Consider the following 14701-nt stretch of genomic DNA (forward strand, 5'->3'; position numbering starts at 1 on the left):
CTTATCCTTTTCGGTGCAGTAACAGGTAGACCACAGGAACCACCAACATCGACAACAGCGGTGCACTGAGCATGCCGCCAATCATCGGTGCCGCAATGCGCCGCATTACCTCAGAACCGGCACCGTTACCCCACATGATCGGCAATAGCCCGGCCATGATGGTGGCAACGGTCATCACTTTTGGTCGCACCCGCAATACCGCCCCCTCGATGATGGCATCCATCAGCTGTTTTTGCGTGAGCGGCTGTCCCGGCTGGCGATGTTTTTCCAACGCATGGTTCAAGTACAGCACCATTATCACGCCGAATTCCGCCGCCACACCCGCCAGCGCGATAAAGCCAACTGCCCCGGCCACCGACAGGTTGTAGTTCAGCAAATACAGCAGCCACACCCCGCCGATCAGCGCAAACGGCAGCGTCGCCATGATCAACAACGCATCACGCACGCTGCTGAAGGTGACAAACAGCAGCACGAAAATGATTGCCAATGTTACCGGCAGTACGATTTTCAACTGAGCGCTGGCACGTTCAAGATATTCAAACTGCCCGGACCAGCTCAACGACACCCCGGCCGGCAGCTTGACCTGCTGCGCGACGGCCTGCTGCATCTCTTCCACCGCCGATTTGAGATCGCGCCCGCGCAGATCGACATAAATCCAGTTGGAGAGCCGCGCGTTTTCACTTTTCAGCATCGGCGGCCCTTCGCTAACCCGAATATCCGCCAGCATCGACAGCGGCACCTGGCCACCGCCGGCGGTCAGTACCGGTAACGCCTGCAACTGCTGTACCGAATCACGCACCTCACGCGGATAACGCACATTGATCGGGTAACGCGCCCGGCCCTCGACGGTTTCGCCAATGTTTTCGCCGCCCACCAGCGTCGCCACCATGGATTGCAGCTCTTTCACCGAAACGCCGTAGCGCGCAGCCCGCTGACGGTCGATATCGATATCCACGTAGCGGCCGCCGGTGATGCGTTCTGCCAGCGCCGAAGTGACGCCCGGCACCTGCTTCACCACCTGCTCAATCTGCCCGGAAATCCGTTCGATATCGGCCATATTATTGCCGTTCACCTTGATGCCCACCGGACTTTTGATTCCGGTGGCCAACATGTCCAGCCGATTGCGGATCGGCGGAACCCAGACGTTGGCAATACCCGGCACCTTGACCACCGCATCCAGTTCCGCCACCAGCTTGTCCATGGTCATGCCCGGTCGCCACTGGTCACGCGGTTTGAAACGAATGGTGGTTTCCAGCATGGTCAGCGGCGCGGGATCGGTAGCGCTTTCCGCCCTGCCGGCCTTACCGAACACCGTCGCCACTTCCGGCACGGTTTTGATCAACCTGTCGGTCAGTTGCAGTAGCCTGCTGGCCTCGCGCGCCGACATCCCCGGCAGCGAGGAAGGCATATACAACAGGTCACCTTCGTCGAGCTGCGGCATAAATTCGCTGCCCAACCGGCTAAGCGGATAGGCGGTTAACAGCAACAGCAGGCACGAAATCCCCAGCGTGGTTTTTGGCCGTGCCAACACCGACGCCAGCACCGGCTGATACAGGCGGATCAGCCAGCGATTGATCGGATTGGCATGTTCGTCGGGAATGCGGCCGCGGATAAAGTAGCCCATCAGCACCGGCACCAGCGTAATGCCCAGACCGGCCGCCACCGCCATGGCGTAGGTTTTGGTGTAGGCCAGCGGGGAGAACATCCGGCCTTCCTGCGCCTGCAGGGTGAACACCGGAATGAAGGACAGCGTGATAATCAGCAAACTGCAAAACAGCGCCGGCCCCACCTCCACCGCCGCCTGCTCTGAAATACGCCAATAATCCGTCGACGTCGGCTGCTGTCCTGGATGGCGTTGCCGCCACTGCTCCAGCACCTTATGCATGTTCTCAATCATGACGATGGCCGCATCCACCATGGCGCCAATGGCGATGGCGATTCCCCCCAGCGACATGATATTGGCGTTTACGCCCTGGTAATGCATCACCACAAAGGCGCCAAGAATGCCGAGCGGCAGCGTGATCATCGCCACCAGCGCCGAACGAAAATGGAACAGGAACAGCGTGCACACCAAAGCCACTACGATAAACTCTTCCAGGAGCTTGTGGGACAGGGTTTCAATTGCATGTTCGATCAGTTGGGAGCGGTCGTACACGGTCACAATTTCCACACCCGGCGGCAGGGTCTGCTGAACCTCCTGCAGCTTGACCTTCAACGCGTTGATGGTTTCCAGGGCATTTTTGCCGTAGCGCATCACGACGATGCCGCCCGCCACTTCGCCCTCGCCGTTCAGCTCCGCCACGCCCCGGCGGATCTCCGGCCCTTCGCGCAGTGTTGCCACTTGCGACAGCAGGATCGGTACACCGTCACGCACGGCGATTACCACGTTGGCAAAATCGCTGAGTTTTTTCAGGTAGCCCGAGGTGCGAACCATATACTCCGCCTCCCCCATTTCCAGCAGCGCACCGCCGCCTTCCTGGTTGGCGTCCTGAATGGCACTGACTACCTGTTGATGAGTGATGTTCAGCGCGCGCAGGCTGGGCGGATCCAGCACCACCTGATATTGGCGTACCATGCCGCCCACGCTGGCCACTTCCGCCACGTTGGGGACGGTTTTCAGTTCAAACTTCAGCGTCCAGTCTTGCAGCGCGCGCAGGTCGGCCAGGCTGTGCTTGCCGCTTTTATCCACCAGGGCATACTCGTACACCCAGCCGACGCCGGTGGCGTCCGGCCCCAGTGCCACCTTCACCTGCGGCGGCAGTGAGGATTGCACCTGGCTGAGCGCCTCCAGCACCCGCGAACGCGCCCAGTACAAATCGGTGCCGTCCTCAAACAACACGTAGACGTAGGCGTCGCCAAACATGGAAAAACCCCGTACCGTTTTGGCCCCCGGCACCGAGAGCAACGTGGTGGTCAGCGGATAGGTCACCTGATCTTCAATCACCTGCGGTGCCTTGCCCGGGTAAGTGGCACGGACAATCACCTGTACGTCGGAGAGATCCGGCAGCGCATCCAGCGGCGCTTTCTGCAATGCCCAGATCCCCCAACCGGCCAACAGCACCGAAGCCAGCAGCACCAAGAGCCGGTTGCGCAGCGACCAGCGGATCACGAAAGCAATCATAAGTGGCCCCCATGTTCAGCGCTTGTCGGCACGATTTGGCTGATATGTGAACCTTGTTCATCAACGCTAAAATGGATTTTTACGCTATCACCGGGTTTGATACCGGCAGGTATTCCCCCTGGCGGCAGGGCAAAATCCATGGTCATCGCCGGCCACTGCAGCTCCGGCACGGGGCCGTGGGACAGCGTGATGGTGCTCTCGTTCACGGCATCCACCACCCCCTCGGCCTGGTATTGTTTCACCTCGTTTTGCGCCGCCATTTGTGGCAAGGCACTGCGCATGCTGGCCTCGGAATCAATCAGGAATTGGCCGGAGGTCACTACCCTTTGCCCAGCATTCAGCCCACGTTTGATTTCGACCCAGCCGTCCTGCACACGACCGGCCACCACGTCAACCGGCGTGAAGTGCCCATTGCCTTCGGCGATCAACACCCTATTGCGATCGCCGCTGTCGATCAGCGCCTCCTGCGGTATCGCCAACACCGGCTGGCCGAGGTTGCTGTGCGACAATGTCAGTTGCAAATACATACCCGGTCGAAGCTTTTGTTGAGGGTTTTTCAACAGGATGCGCGCTTTGAAGGTTCGGGTCAGCGGATCGACATTGGCCAGCAGTTCGCTCACCTCGCCTTCAAATCGTTCACCAGGCCAGCTGGCGGAGGCGGCCTGCACCTTATCGCCCACTTTCAACAATCCGGCCTGCGCCTGTGGATAATCGGCAACGATCCACACCGGATCGAGGCTGGCTAGTTCAAACAGCCCCTGCGCGGCCGTCACCTGAGCGCCCTCGAGCACGCTCAGCTTATTCACAAAACCATTTTCCGGTGCCGCTATCTGCACCCGCGGTTCGGGTTTACCTGAACGTTCCACCTGCCGGATCACCACCTCGGGCATAAACAGCAACTGCAACCGCTGACGTGCAGCGGCGGTCAGTGCGCTATCGCCCAGTTTGCGTATTGCCAGATATTCCTGCTGTGCCGCACTCCAGTCAGGGATCCACAGCTGCGCCAGGGCTTCACCCTTTTTCACCTGTTGCTGACTGGCACGCACGTAGAGTTTTTCCACCAGTCCGTTGGCGCGGGCGGCGACAATCTGAACCCCGCGTTCATCGGTGGCGACGCTGCCGAAAGCGTTCAGTTGTGGCTCCAGTTGGCGCAATTGTGCAGCTTCGGTGCGAACGCCCAGGTTCTGCTGTTGCCGGGCGCTGATGGTCACGCCCCCTTCCGGCTCAGCCTCATCGGCATAGCGCGGCACCAATTGCATATCCATAAAGGGCGATTTACCCGGTTGGTCAAAACGCTGCCCCGGCATCATCGGGTCGTACCAATAAAGCACCTGCCGCTCACTCTTGACGGCCGGCGCAGACGCTTCTCCCGCTGCGCCAAACCAGTATCCCGCCAGCCCAGTGCCAATCAGCGCTGCTAACAGCGCCAGCTTGAATTGTATTTTCATTGCATCGATTCCTGAGGGGTGAGATAGCGAATGGCGGCCCAAATCTGTGCCAGTTCCCTGGCAGCCTTGCCGGCGCTGAGGCGACTGTCGAGCAGCGCCCGCCGAGCTTCCAGTACCGCCGACAAATCGCTTTTACCGCTGCGGTACTGCGCTAACAGCAAAGTGACCCGCTGTTGTTGCAGGGGAATAGCCTGCCCCTGTTGGCGCTGCCACTGCGCCTGAGCCGCCTGATATTGCGCCAACAGCGTATCGAGCTGTGCCTGATGATCACGGATCAACAACGTGAGCCGATCGTTGGCCTCCATGCTGCGGGAAACATCAGCGGCATAGTCCTTATCCTGCCGCTGCGAGCGGAACAACGGCAGATCGACGGTAAACATCACCCCGGCCAAATCCTCGTACTCGTCGGCCCGTTTGCCGTAATACACCTCGACGCCGACGTCCGGTATCGCCGCCACCTCTGATTGCGCCGAACGCGCCTTGGCGACGTCCGCCTCACGGCTGGCCTGCAACACCTCGGGGTGTTGACTGATGGCCTGCCGCAATACTTCGCTGTCCGCCGGTAAACGTTCAAAGCGCGGCATGGCCCCGGCGGTATCCGTCGCAGACAGGCCGGTCAACTGCGTCAGACGCGCCTGCGCGACAGCAACATCACGCTGCGCCTCGCTGATGCGATCCTGCATGCTTAGCAGCGTCAGCCTGGCATCCAGCACTCCACTCGCTGGGGTTCCCCCACCGGCTACCGCAGCACGCTGAGTGGCAATCTGGCGTTCACTCTCCGTCACCAGGGCTGAGGCATCCCGCAGGGTTTGCCGACTCAGCGCCAGCGCCAGCCAGGCTTGTGCGGTTTGCTGTTGAAGGCGAGCGCGAATGGTGGCACTGCCCGCATCCGTCTGGCTGGCTTCGGCGCGCAGGGTATCCGCTTTACGCTGACGTTTGGTGCTGCTGACGTAATCCTGCATGATGCCGATTCGTCCCATGGTCATGCCTTCGCGGGTAAAACGCTGAGCGTTGCCGCCCTGCACCGGCACGTTTTCAATGCCGAACTTCAGCTTGGGATCGGGCAACTGCATTGCCGAATCCGCCATGTTCTGCAAGGCGTCAACCTGATGACGATTAGCGGATAACTCCGCCGAATAACCTTCGGCCGCCGTCAATGACTGTTGCAGCGTCAGACCCGCCGCCAGGGTGGCCGGTGCCCAACAGGCAAGCAGCAGCCAGCCCACCCGCCAAGGGTGAGAAAGGATAATGGTCATAACGCCTCCGTTATGGTCGAGCAGCGGCGATGGCGATCAGCTGATAACCGCCGTCGATCGGCAAGAAGCTGAAATCAACCTCGGTACCCACCGGCAATATGGCGAATGAAGGCGATGAAGGGAGCAGGAAGCTCATGGTCATTGGCGGCCAACTGAGCGCAGGAATGGCCTGGTGCGCGATAGACACCTTTCGCTCATCCCAGCTTTTGACGACGCCCTGGCTGTGGATTTCAACGGCAGTTCTTGCGGCAGGATCCTGCATTGCCATATCGGCAGCGCTGGCGCTGAAGGAGAAAAACAGGGCGATCACTACGGCAGCAAATACATTACGCATAACGGGTACTCCATAAAATAGTTAACAAACGCGGAAAACCGTCGGGGACGGCAAAGCGGTTGTCAGAGCTATTCACGGAACCGGCAGAAAACGATCTCTGCCGGCGGACCTGTTATCGGGGACGTTTGCCAGGTATTGGAGGGGACTGAACGAGACGGGAAAGGCGTAATAACGGCCAATTCGCTGCTGGTGGGCAGCGCAGCCAACGTCAGGTTGCTGTGATCCTGTTGGGCTGACTCCGGAACGCAGTGTTTCTCACACAGCGGCTCTTGGGTCTGCATCTGCTGCTGCGACGGCACGCTGTTTTGCATATGCATCATATGCTGAGCCATCGGCGCTTCACCGCTGAACTGCAGGTTGCAGTTGTGGCTGGCCAACGCCAGTTGAGTATTCAACAACAGCCAGCTGACGACCAATAACCATGCGCAGGCCCGCTTTTTAGCAAAGCGCAGGCGGTGCATGGATAAGGAGATGGACGCCAAAGCCGACATCAGATCGTTCCAGAGTGGGAGATGGCGGGAGTATATCGACCCGGACCGGGCGCAGGAATGGAATTTACATCCGCTGACAAAGAACTGCTCATCTGTGGGCCGGTAATATAAATGCCATGACTTCAATCAACTGGCGGCGGATTACCCAAACAAAAAGCCCAGCAGATGCTGGGCTTTTAAACCGGGAGACTCTCCGACGGAAGGTTATTTGGTCAACGCGATAATACCCAGCGTCAGACCGGCAACTGCCGCCGCCCCACCGGCGATGGCGCCAGCGGTTTCCCAGTTGTCCTGCGTAGTGCCTTTCATGCAGGTATTGGTGTGCACCAGACGGCCCTGATCGTCATAGACCGGGACACAAGGGGAATCGGTCGCGCACCCAGCCAGAATGACCGACAGCAATCCAACCGCAATTAACTTTTTCATACTCTTGCCTCAATGTTCGATCACTCTGAAACGCTACGCCGAGTGATATTCGCGCTATTGAGCCATTGTATGCGCAAAAGGCGGAACAAAGCGTTAATGATCCGTCAGGAGATGTAATTTGGGATAACTCCTAGCGGCCCGTCGGCAGGGATTGCAGGCATTAAAAAGCCCGCAAAAATGCGGGCTTGATCCAGAACCTTGAGGCCGGAATTACTTCTGCAGCTTACGCATCACCAGCGTGGCGTTGGTGCCGCCGAAACCGAAGCTGTTGGACATCACGGTGGTCAACTCGCGTTGAGTTGGCTCAGTCACGATGTTCATGCCAGCAGCTTTCTCATCCAGGTTATCGATGTTGATGCTCGGCGCGATAAAGCCGTGTTCAACCATCAGCAGGCTGTAGATCGCTTCCTGCACGCCCGCGGCACCCAATGAGTGACCGGTCATCGCCTTGGTGGAAGAGATTGCCGGGGTGTTGTCGCCAAACACTTCGCGAATGGCACCCAGCTCTTTCACGTCGCCCACCGGCGTGGAGGTGCCGTGAACGTTCATGTAGTCGATTGGGGTATCAACGCCCTGCAGCGCCATCTTCATGCAGCGCACCGCGCCTTCACCTGATGGAGCCACCATGTCGGCACCGTCGGAGGTCGCACCGTAGCCGATGATTTCAGCATAGATGTGCGCACCACGCGCCAGAGCGTGTTCCAGCTCTTCAACCACCACCATACCGCCGCCGCCGGCGATGACGAAACCGTCACGGGCAGAGTCGTAAGTACGAGAAGCTTTTTCAGGAGTGTCGTTGTAGCTGGTGGACAGTGCGCCCATCGCGTCGAACTCACAGGCCATTTCCCAGCACAGCTCTTCGCCGCCGCCGGCAAAGACCACGTCCTGCTTGCCCAGTTGGATCAGTTCAACCGCGTGACCAATGCAGTGTGCAGAGGTTGCGCAGGCAGAGCTGATGGAATAGTTAACGCCACGAATTTTGAACGGGGTTGCCAGGCAGGCAGAAACGCCTGAAGCCATAGCCTTGGTCACCATGTACGGGCCAACGCCGCGCAGGCCTTTGGCACGCATGCCATCGGATCCGGCAACCTGGTTGCGCGGAGAACCACCACCTGAGCCAACAACCAGACCGGTGCGATCGTTGGAAACCTGATCGGCAGCCAGACCTGAGTCCTTGATGGCTTCTTCCATGGAAAGATAGGCATAAACGGACGCGTCGCTCATAAAGCGCATCACTTTACGGTCAATCAGACCCGTAGTGTCCAGTTTAACATCGCCCCATACGTGACTACGCATGCCGGAATCTTTCAGCTCCTGGGAGAAAGTGATCCCAGAACGTCCTTCCTGCAGGCTCGCCAGGACCTCCTGCTGGTTGTTACCAATGCTGGAGACGATTCCCAGGCCAGTAATCACTGCACGTTTCATTCAATACCTCTTCCACAATTTTACATTCGGGATTTTGCATCGCACTTTAGCGTACAGATGTACGCCGAACAAGTCCGATCAGCGTTTTTCAGCTTTATTCTTATCCAGTTTGCGCCATAGCGCCAGCGCCGTTAGAATCCCGTCACCCCTTGAGTTACGAGCAACTAACCGTGAGCCACGCCCCGATCCAAACCGCAGCGTTATCCTGGAATGAACAGGGTACACCTGTTTCGAAACAGTTTGATGACGTCTACTTTTCCAATCAGGATGGGCTGGAAGAAACCCGCTATGTGTTTCTCATGGGCAACCGACTGCCGCAACGTTTTGCCGACCACCCTCGCCCGCTGTTTATCGTGGCGGAAACCGGCTTCGGCACCGGGCTTAACTTTTTGACGCTGTGGCAGACCTTTGCCGGTTTCCGCACGGCGATGCCGGACGCCCCGCTTCAGCGCCTGCACTTTATCAGCTTTGAAAAATTCCCGCTGCTGCAGGCCGATTTGGCGGCGGCGCATGCCCGCTGGCCGGAACTGGCGCCATATGCCGATGAATTACGCGCTCAATGGCCGTTGCCGCTGCCGGGCTGCCACCGCCTGCTGCTGGCCGAAGGGCGCATCACGCTCGATCTGTGGTTTGGCGACGTGAACGCGTTGCTGCCTCACTTCGACGCCAGCATTAACCGTCAAATCGACGCCTGGTTCCTCGATGGCTTCGCCCCGGCAAAGAACCCTGATATGTGGACGGAGCAGCTGTTCAGCGCCATGGCGCGCTTTGCCCGGCCGGGCGGCAGCCTTGCCACCTTTACCGCCGCAGGCTTCGTGCGTCGCGGCTTACAGCAGGCAGGGTTTGATGTCATCAAAACCAAAGGCTTCGGCCAGAAGCGAGAGATGCTGACCGGCGAGTTGCCTGCCGATGCGCCGGCCGTCGCTCACCCTGCTCCCTGGCTGATGCGCCCGGTGGCGGAGAATACCGATGATATCGCCATCATTGGCGGCGGCGTCGCCAGCGCGCTAACCGCCCTCGCCCTGTTGCGACGCGGCGCAAAAGTCACGCTGTATTGCGCAGATCCGCAGCCGGGCGAAGGGGCATCAGGCAACCGTCAGGGCGCACTCTACCCTTTGTTGAACGGCCGAGCCGATGCGCTGGAAAATTTCTTCAGTGCCGCCTTTCCGTTTGCCCGTCGTCAGTACGATGCACTGGTGCGACAGGGCGTGGAATTCGACCATCAGTGGTGCGGTGTGAGCCAACTGGCCTTTGACGAGAAGAGCGCCGGGAAAATTGCCAAGATGCTGGCGGTTGAATGGCCGCAGGCGCTCGCCATGCCGGCCGACCGCGCTACGCTCAGCGCCTTGTGTGGCGTCGACAGCGGTTTTGGCGGCATTAACTACCCGCAGGGTGGCTGGCTGTGCCCGGCCGAGCTGACGCGCAGTGCGATTGCGCTGGCGCAACGGCAAGGGATGCGCTGCCATTATGACGCTACGCTCAGCGCTCTGACCGCCCAAGAGGCAGGTTGGCAACTCAGCTTTAGCCAAGGTGAAATTCGGCAGCATGCGACGGTGATTCTGGCCAACGGCCATCGCTTATCCGAACTGACGCAAAGTGAAGCGCTGCCGGTTTATGCGGTGCGCGGTCAGGTATCCCATATTCCTACCACGCCGCAGCTGAGTGCATTGAAGCAGGTGCTGTGTTACGACGGCTACCTGACGCCGGTGAATGCCAATAATCAGCAGCACTGTATCGGCGCCAGCTACCAGCGCGGCGAGACCGCCACCGAATACCGCGAAGAAGAGCAGCAGGAAAATCGGGCTCGCTTGCTGCGTTGCCTGCCGGATCAAACCTGGCCGCTGGAGGTGGACGTCAGCGACCGCCATGCCCGCTGCGGAGTACGCAGCGCCACTCGCGATCACCTGCCAATGGTAGGTGCAGTGCCCGACTACCAGGCCACGCTAACGCAGTACCAGGATCTGCAACGTCAACACCAATGCGGTGAAGCTATCGCCAATGCGCCGAGCTACCCCAATCTGTTCATGATTGGCGGGTTAGGCTCTCGTGGGTTGTGCTCGGCCCCGCTGGCGGCAGAGATTTTGGCGGCGCAGCTGTTTGGCGAACCTTTGCCGGGCGACGCAGACCTGTTAGCGGCGTTGAACCCGAATAGAATGTGGGTAAGGAAATTACTGAAGGGACGTGCGGTAGCGTAAGAAAAATCACGCAGGGCGCCGGCAACAGCGCCCTGCAGAAACACTATCAGGCGGTAGGCAATGCCGTTTTGTACAGCGTTTCCCACATGCCATACACCAGTGCCTGATCCGGTGGTGACAGTTCACCGGCGGCAATGGCTTTATGCAGGCTGCCTTCCACCTGCGCCTTCAGCGCTTCAGCGGAGTGTTCACCCAGCTCTTCGACCTCGGCAACCGCCAACGTCAGATGACCGCGCAGGTAGCCACCGGCAAACAGTTCATCATCGCTGGCGTGCTCTACCATGTCATCAATCAGCGCCAAAATGCGCGCTTCAAATTCTGCGATCATCAAATTTCCTCTCATACCCTTCATCTTTCAAACTCTAGCGTTGTTGGCTGCGCTCACGCCCCCCAGTCACTTACCTGAGTAAGCTCCTGGGGATTTGTTTGCTTGCCGCCTAGCTACAGCTTGGAAGCTATTGGGTATCTATTTTCAGTTAAACTATAGTCAGTTGAGATCTTCCGGATAGGGAAAATGCTCCGCCGCCAGCGGTGGCGTATTGTAAAACGATTGTAACGCCTGAATAAAGCGTGCAGGTCTTGTGGGTATTCCCTGCTCCAACAACAGCAGCACCCGTTCTCGCACCTTGCGCTGGAAGGCAATGCGATCCGGCTCGCAGTCACCGTTGAGGTTGTCGCAACTGACGTTGAACGGGAAACCGGCGGCGACGCAGAACATCCATTCCAAAGATTGCGGTTTAATTTCCACCGCTTCAAATTCACTTTGCGTCTGTGCGTCTCGCCCGTCCGGGCAGTACCAGTAACCGAAATCTACCAACTTGCGGCGCTGTTCGCCGGCGATGCACCAGTGCGAGATTTCATGCATGCCGCTGGCGTAATAGCCATGGGCAAAAACGATCCGGTTATACGGCAGCTGATCGTCTGCCGGCAAATAGATCGGTTCATCGTCGCCTTTGACCAGTCGCGTGTTGTATTCATCGCTGAAGCACTGATTAAAAATTTCAATCAGTTGCTCATATTGATGGGTAGCCTGTGTGTCTGACATAAATAAAAATCCAATAACCACAAAAATAAAGAGGTAATTATTTCATTTTACCGCTCTTTTAGCATGCTAAAAATGCAGGGCCAGCCACTGCTGAATTTCAGCGCCGTGGTTGTCGTACAAGAGCTTGCAACTCATCACCAGAGAAACGATGACGATCATCGGTCGGATCAGCTTTTGCCCGCGGGTCATCACCATGTGAGCCCCGAGGCGCGCACCGAGCACCTGCCCAACCAGCATCACCAGGCCAATACCCCACAGCACTTTGCCGCCAATGATAAACAACACCAGGCTGCCAACGTTGGAAGTGAAGTTCAGCACCTTGGCGTGCGCGGTGGATTTGGCCAGGTTAAAACCGCACAGCGTCACGTAGGCCAGCGCATAGAAGGAACCGGCACCGGGCCCAAAGAAGCCATCGTAAAAACCGACGCAGCCACCGGCCACCAGCCCGAACGGCAAGGCGCTCAAACGGCGCTGCCGATCGTTTTCCCCCAAACGCGGCGTCAGCAGGAAGTACAGGCCGATGCCGATCACCAATAACGGCAGCATTTGCCGCAGCAGATCGGCGCGCATGTGCTGCACCAGCACAGCCCCGGCAACGGAACCGATCAGGGCCAGCAAAATGGTCAGCTTCTGATCGTTGAGATCGACCGCTCGTCGGCGGATAAAATACAGACTGGCGGAGAGGGAACCGCCCACCGACTGCAGCTTGTTGGTCGCCAGCGCCTGCGCTGGGGGAACCCCCACCGCCAGCAGCGCCGGTACGGTTAACAGCCCGCCGCCGCCGGCGATAGAGTCGATAAAGCCTGCGAGTAACGCCACCACAAACAAAACCCCGAGCATCTCGGGGCCTACGACGAACCAGTCCATTTATACCCCTCTTACTTGAAGCTGCATCTGTGTTGGTTGCACTCACTCACCCGAATCACTTACTCGTGTAAGCTCATCGGGATTCCTTCCCTTACCGCCTTGATGCAACTCCAATTACTTTGGGTATATTATTCCGCAGCGAAATGGTTATCCAGCAAAGCCTGACAGGTCGGCGGTAACGGCGGCGGCACCGGTTTACCCGGTTTGGCGCTCGGCTGATGCGGCACGAACCAGCTTGCCAGCTCGGCACCGCAACCGTCGCCCGGCGGCGGCGTATCCTGTTCTTTACATTCCAGGCTGCCTGCCGGGCAGCGCAGACGCACGTGCATGTGGGCACGATGACCAAACCACGGGCGCACCTTGTGCAGCCAGTCGCGATCGGCACCGGCATCCAGACACAGACGCTGCTTGATCGCCGGGTTAACGAAGATGCGAGTCACTTCCTGATCCTGTGCCGCCGCTTTGATCAGCGATTCAATCTGCGGCTGCCACTGACGAGCAACCACCTGCTTGCCGTCGCTGGAAACCAGATCGATCGGCTGCGGCTTCAGCAACTGCTGCGCACTCCAACGCTGGCGCGGCAACTGTAACCAGATGTCGACATCAAGCCCGGACTGATGGCTGGCATGGCCGCTGCTAAAGCGCCCACCGGCCGGCATCGCCATATCGCCGATCAGCACCGTGCCCAAATTTCTTTGGTTGGCTTTGCTGCTCAGCCGCTGGATAAACGCCAGCAGATCCGGGTGGCCGAAGTAACGGCGTTGATCGGGTCGCATCACCTGATAATCCGGTGAGTTCAGCGGTAACGGCTGAGCGCCGATAATGCAACCATTGGCAAAACCGCCCACTGCCTGCGGCGCGCCGGCCACCGGGTGGTCGATCTTCTGCCACGGCGTCAGCGCCAGGGCGGAGCCCGAAGCCATCAGGGCAAGGATGCCCAACATCCAGTTTTTCATGGGAGTTACCAGCGTGGAACGTTAGAGACCACATCACCGTTTTGCGCACGCTGGCGCAGCAGGTGATCCATCAGCACAATCGCCATCATCGCTTCGGCAATCGGCACCGCACGAATGCCTACGCAAGGATCGTGACGGCCACGGGTGACCATCTCCACCGCTTCGCCCTGACGGTTAATGGTTCTGCCCGGCACCATAATGCTGGAGGTAGGTTTCAGCGCCAGGTGAGCAATGACCGGCTGACCGCTGCTGATGCCACCGAGAATGCCGCCTGCATGGTTGCTCTGGAAGCCTTCCGGGGTGATCTCATCACGGTTTTCGCTGCCGCGCTTGTTGACCACCGCGAAACCGTCGCCGATTTCCACGCCTTTCACCGCATTGATGCTCATCAACGCATGCGCCAGATCCGCGTCGAGGCGGTCAAACACCGGCTCACCGAGGCCAACCGGTACGTTTTCGGCAATCACGCTGACCTTGGCGCCAATGGAGTCGCCCTCTTTCTTCAGCGCACGCATCAGTTCATCCAGGGCTTCCAGCTTATCGGGATCCGGGCAGAAGAATGGGTTCTGTTCAACCTGTTCCCAATCTTTCAGCTCGCAGACCACGTCGCCGATCTGCGCCAAATAGCCGCGCACCTGTACGCCATATTTCTGCAGCAGGTATTTCTTGGCAATAGCCCCTGCCGCAACGCGCATGGCGGTTTCACGAGCCGAAGAACGGCCACCGCCGCGATAATCGCGCACGCCGTATTTTTGTTCGTAGGTGTAATCCGCATGCCCCGGACGGAACACGTCTTTGATAGCGCCGTAATCTTGTGAACGCTGGTCAGTGTTTTCTATCATCAGCCCAATGCTGGTGCCGGTGGTCACACCTTCAAACACGCCGGAAAGAATACGTACCTGATCCGGTTCGCGACGTTGAGTGGTATAGCGAGAGGTGCCTGGACGGCGACGGTCCAGGTCGTGCTGCAGATCGGCTTCGGTAAGCGGGATACCCGGCGGTACGCCGTCTACGATACATCCCAGCGCCACACCGTGAGATTCACCAAATGTGGTGACGCGGAAAATCTGCCCAATACTGTTTCCTGCCATCGCGGCTCCTTACCCTTAATTATTATCTTTGTGGGGCCCGCCAAAG

The 14701-nt window shown here is 58.7% G+C and carries 13 protein-coding genes; 1 reads left to right on the forward strand and 12 read right to left on the reverse strand.

Features of this window, described 5'->3' with window-relative positions:
* Position 1: 1 nt before the first annotated feature.
* The 7 genes from AAZT04_RS13470 to fabB all read right to left on the reverse strand — a co-directional run bounded on the left by AAZT04_RS13470 (position 2) and on the right by fabB (position 8501).
* Positions 2 to 3121 carry an efflux RND transporter permease subunit gene (locus AAZT04_RS13470; protein WP_434680495.1) on the reverse strand — a complete coding sequence of 1040 codons (3120 nt, stop codon included), beginning with the start codon at positions 3119 to 3121 and terminating at the stop codon, positions 2 to 4.
* A complete protein-coding gene (locus AAZT04_RS13475) occupies positions 3118 to 4569 on the reverse strand; it encodes an efflux RND transporter periplasmic adaptor subunit (RefSeq protein ID WP_349525799.1) in 1452 nt (483 codons plus the stop codon). Before AAZT04_RS13475 ends, AAZT04_RS13470 begins: the two co-directional genes overlap by 4 nt.
* Entirely contained in the window at positions 4566 to 5825 is a 1260-nt protein-coding gene (locus tag AAZT04_RS13480; RefSeq protein ID WP_129983433.1) for a TolC family protein, read from the reverse strand. The genes AAZT04_RS13475 and AAZT04_RS13480 overlap by 4 nt, the downstream gene beginning before the upstream one ends.
* A gap of 10 nt (positions 5826 to 5835) precedes the next feature.
* On the reverse strand, positions 5836 to 6159 hold the full coding sequence (locus AAZT04_RS13485) for a copper-binding protein (RefSeq protein WP_046373025.1): 324 nt from the start codon (positions 6157 to 6159) through the stop codon (positions 5836 to 5838).
* 68 nt (positions 6160 to 6227) lie between these two features.
* The gene (locus AAZT04_RS13490) at positions 6228 to 6650 is read right to left on the reverse strand and encodes a hypothetical protein (protein ID WP_434680500.1); all 423 of its coding nucleotides are present in this window, start codon (positions 6648 to 6650) and stop codon (positions 6228 to 6230) included.
* A gap of 204 nt (positions 6651 to 6854) precedes the next feature.
* Positions 6855 to 7076: a membrane protein gene (locus AAZT04_RS13495; RefSeq protein WP_020827903.1), complete on the reverse strand. Its 222-nt coding sequence runs from the start codon at positions 7074 to 7076 to the stop codon at positions 6855 to 6857.
* Between the two features lie 210 nt (positions 7077 to 7286).
* Positions 7287 to 8501, reverse strand: a complete 1215-nt coding sequence (fabB, locus tag AAZT04_RS13500; RefSeq protein WP_020827904.1) for a beta-ketoacyl-ACP synthase I — start codon at positions 8499 to 8501, stop codon at positions 7287 to 7289.
* A 170-nt stretch (positions 8502 to 8671) separates the two neighbouring features.
* Here fabB and mnmC point away from each other — a divergent pair, with 170 nt between their 5' ends.
* Complete coding sequence (gene mnmC, locus AAZT04_RS13505) at positions 8672 to 10696, forward strand: bifunctional tRNA (5-methylaminomethyl-2-thiouridine)(34)-methyltransferase MnmD/FAD-dependent 5-carboxymethylaminomethyl-2-thiouridine(34) oxidoreductase MnmC (protein ID WP_256813461.1); 2025 nt, start codon at positions 8672 to 8674, stop codon at positions 10694 to 10696.
* A gap of 46 nt (positions 10697 to 10742) precedes the next feature.
* Here mnmC and AAZT04_RS13510 read toward each other — a convergent pair whose 3' ends face one another.
* The 5 genes from AAZT04_RS13510 to aroC all read right to left on the reverse strand — a co-directional run bounded on the left by AAZT04_RS13510 (position 10743) and on the right by aroC (position 14655).
* Positions 10743 to 11024 carry a YfcL family protein gene (locus tag AAZT04_RS13510; RefSeq protein ID WP_020827906.1) on the reverse strand — a complete coding sequence of 94 codons (282 nt, stop codon included), beginning with the start codon at positions 11022 to 11024 and terminating at the stop codon, positions 10743 to 10745.
* Positions 11025 to 11183: 159 nt separating this feature from the next.
* Positions 11184 to 11741, reverse strand: a complete 558-nt coding sequence (locus tag AAZT04_RS13515) for an elongation factor P hydroxylase (RefSeq protein ID WP_020827907.1) — start codon at positions 11739 to 11741, stop codon at positions 11184 to 11186.
* Positions 11742 to 11807: 66 nt separating this feature from the next.
* A complete protein-coding gene (locus AAZT04_RS13520) occupies positions 11808 to 12608 on the reverse strand; it encodes a sulfite exporter TauE/SafE family protein (protein WP_129940928.1) in 801 nt (266 codons plus the stop codon).
* Positions 12609 to 12736: 128 nt separating this feature from the next.
* Complete coding sequence (gene mepA, locus AAZT04_RS13525) at positions 12737 to 13564, reverse strand: penicillin-insensitive murein endopeptidase (RefSeq protein ID WP_115058389.1); 828 nt, start codon at positions 13562 to 13564, stop codon at positions 12737 to 12739.
* Positions 13565 to 13569: 5 nt separating this feature from the next.
* Positions 13570 to 14655 carry a chorismate synthase gene (aroC, locus tag AAZT04_RS13530; RefSeq protein WP_020827910.1) on the reverse strand — a complete coding sequence of 362 codons (1086 nt, stop codon included), beginning with the start codon at positions 14653 to 14655 and terminating at the stop codon, positions 13570 to 13572.
* Positions 14656 to 14701 lie beyond the last annotated feature (46 nt).

It is taken from the genome of Serratia sp. Je.1.23.a (assembly GCF_051129805.1).
GTDB classification, from domain to species: Bacteria; Pseudomonadota; Gammaproteobacteria; order Enterobacterales; family Enterobacteriaceae; genus Serratia; species Serratia liquefaciens.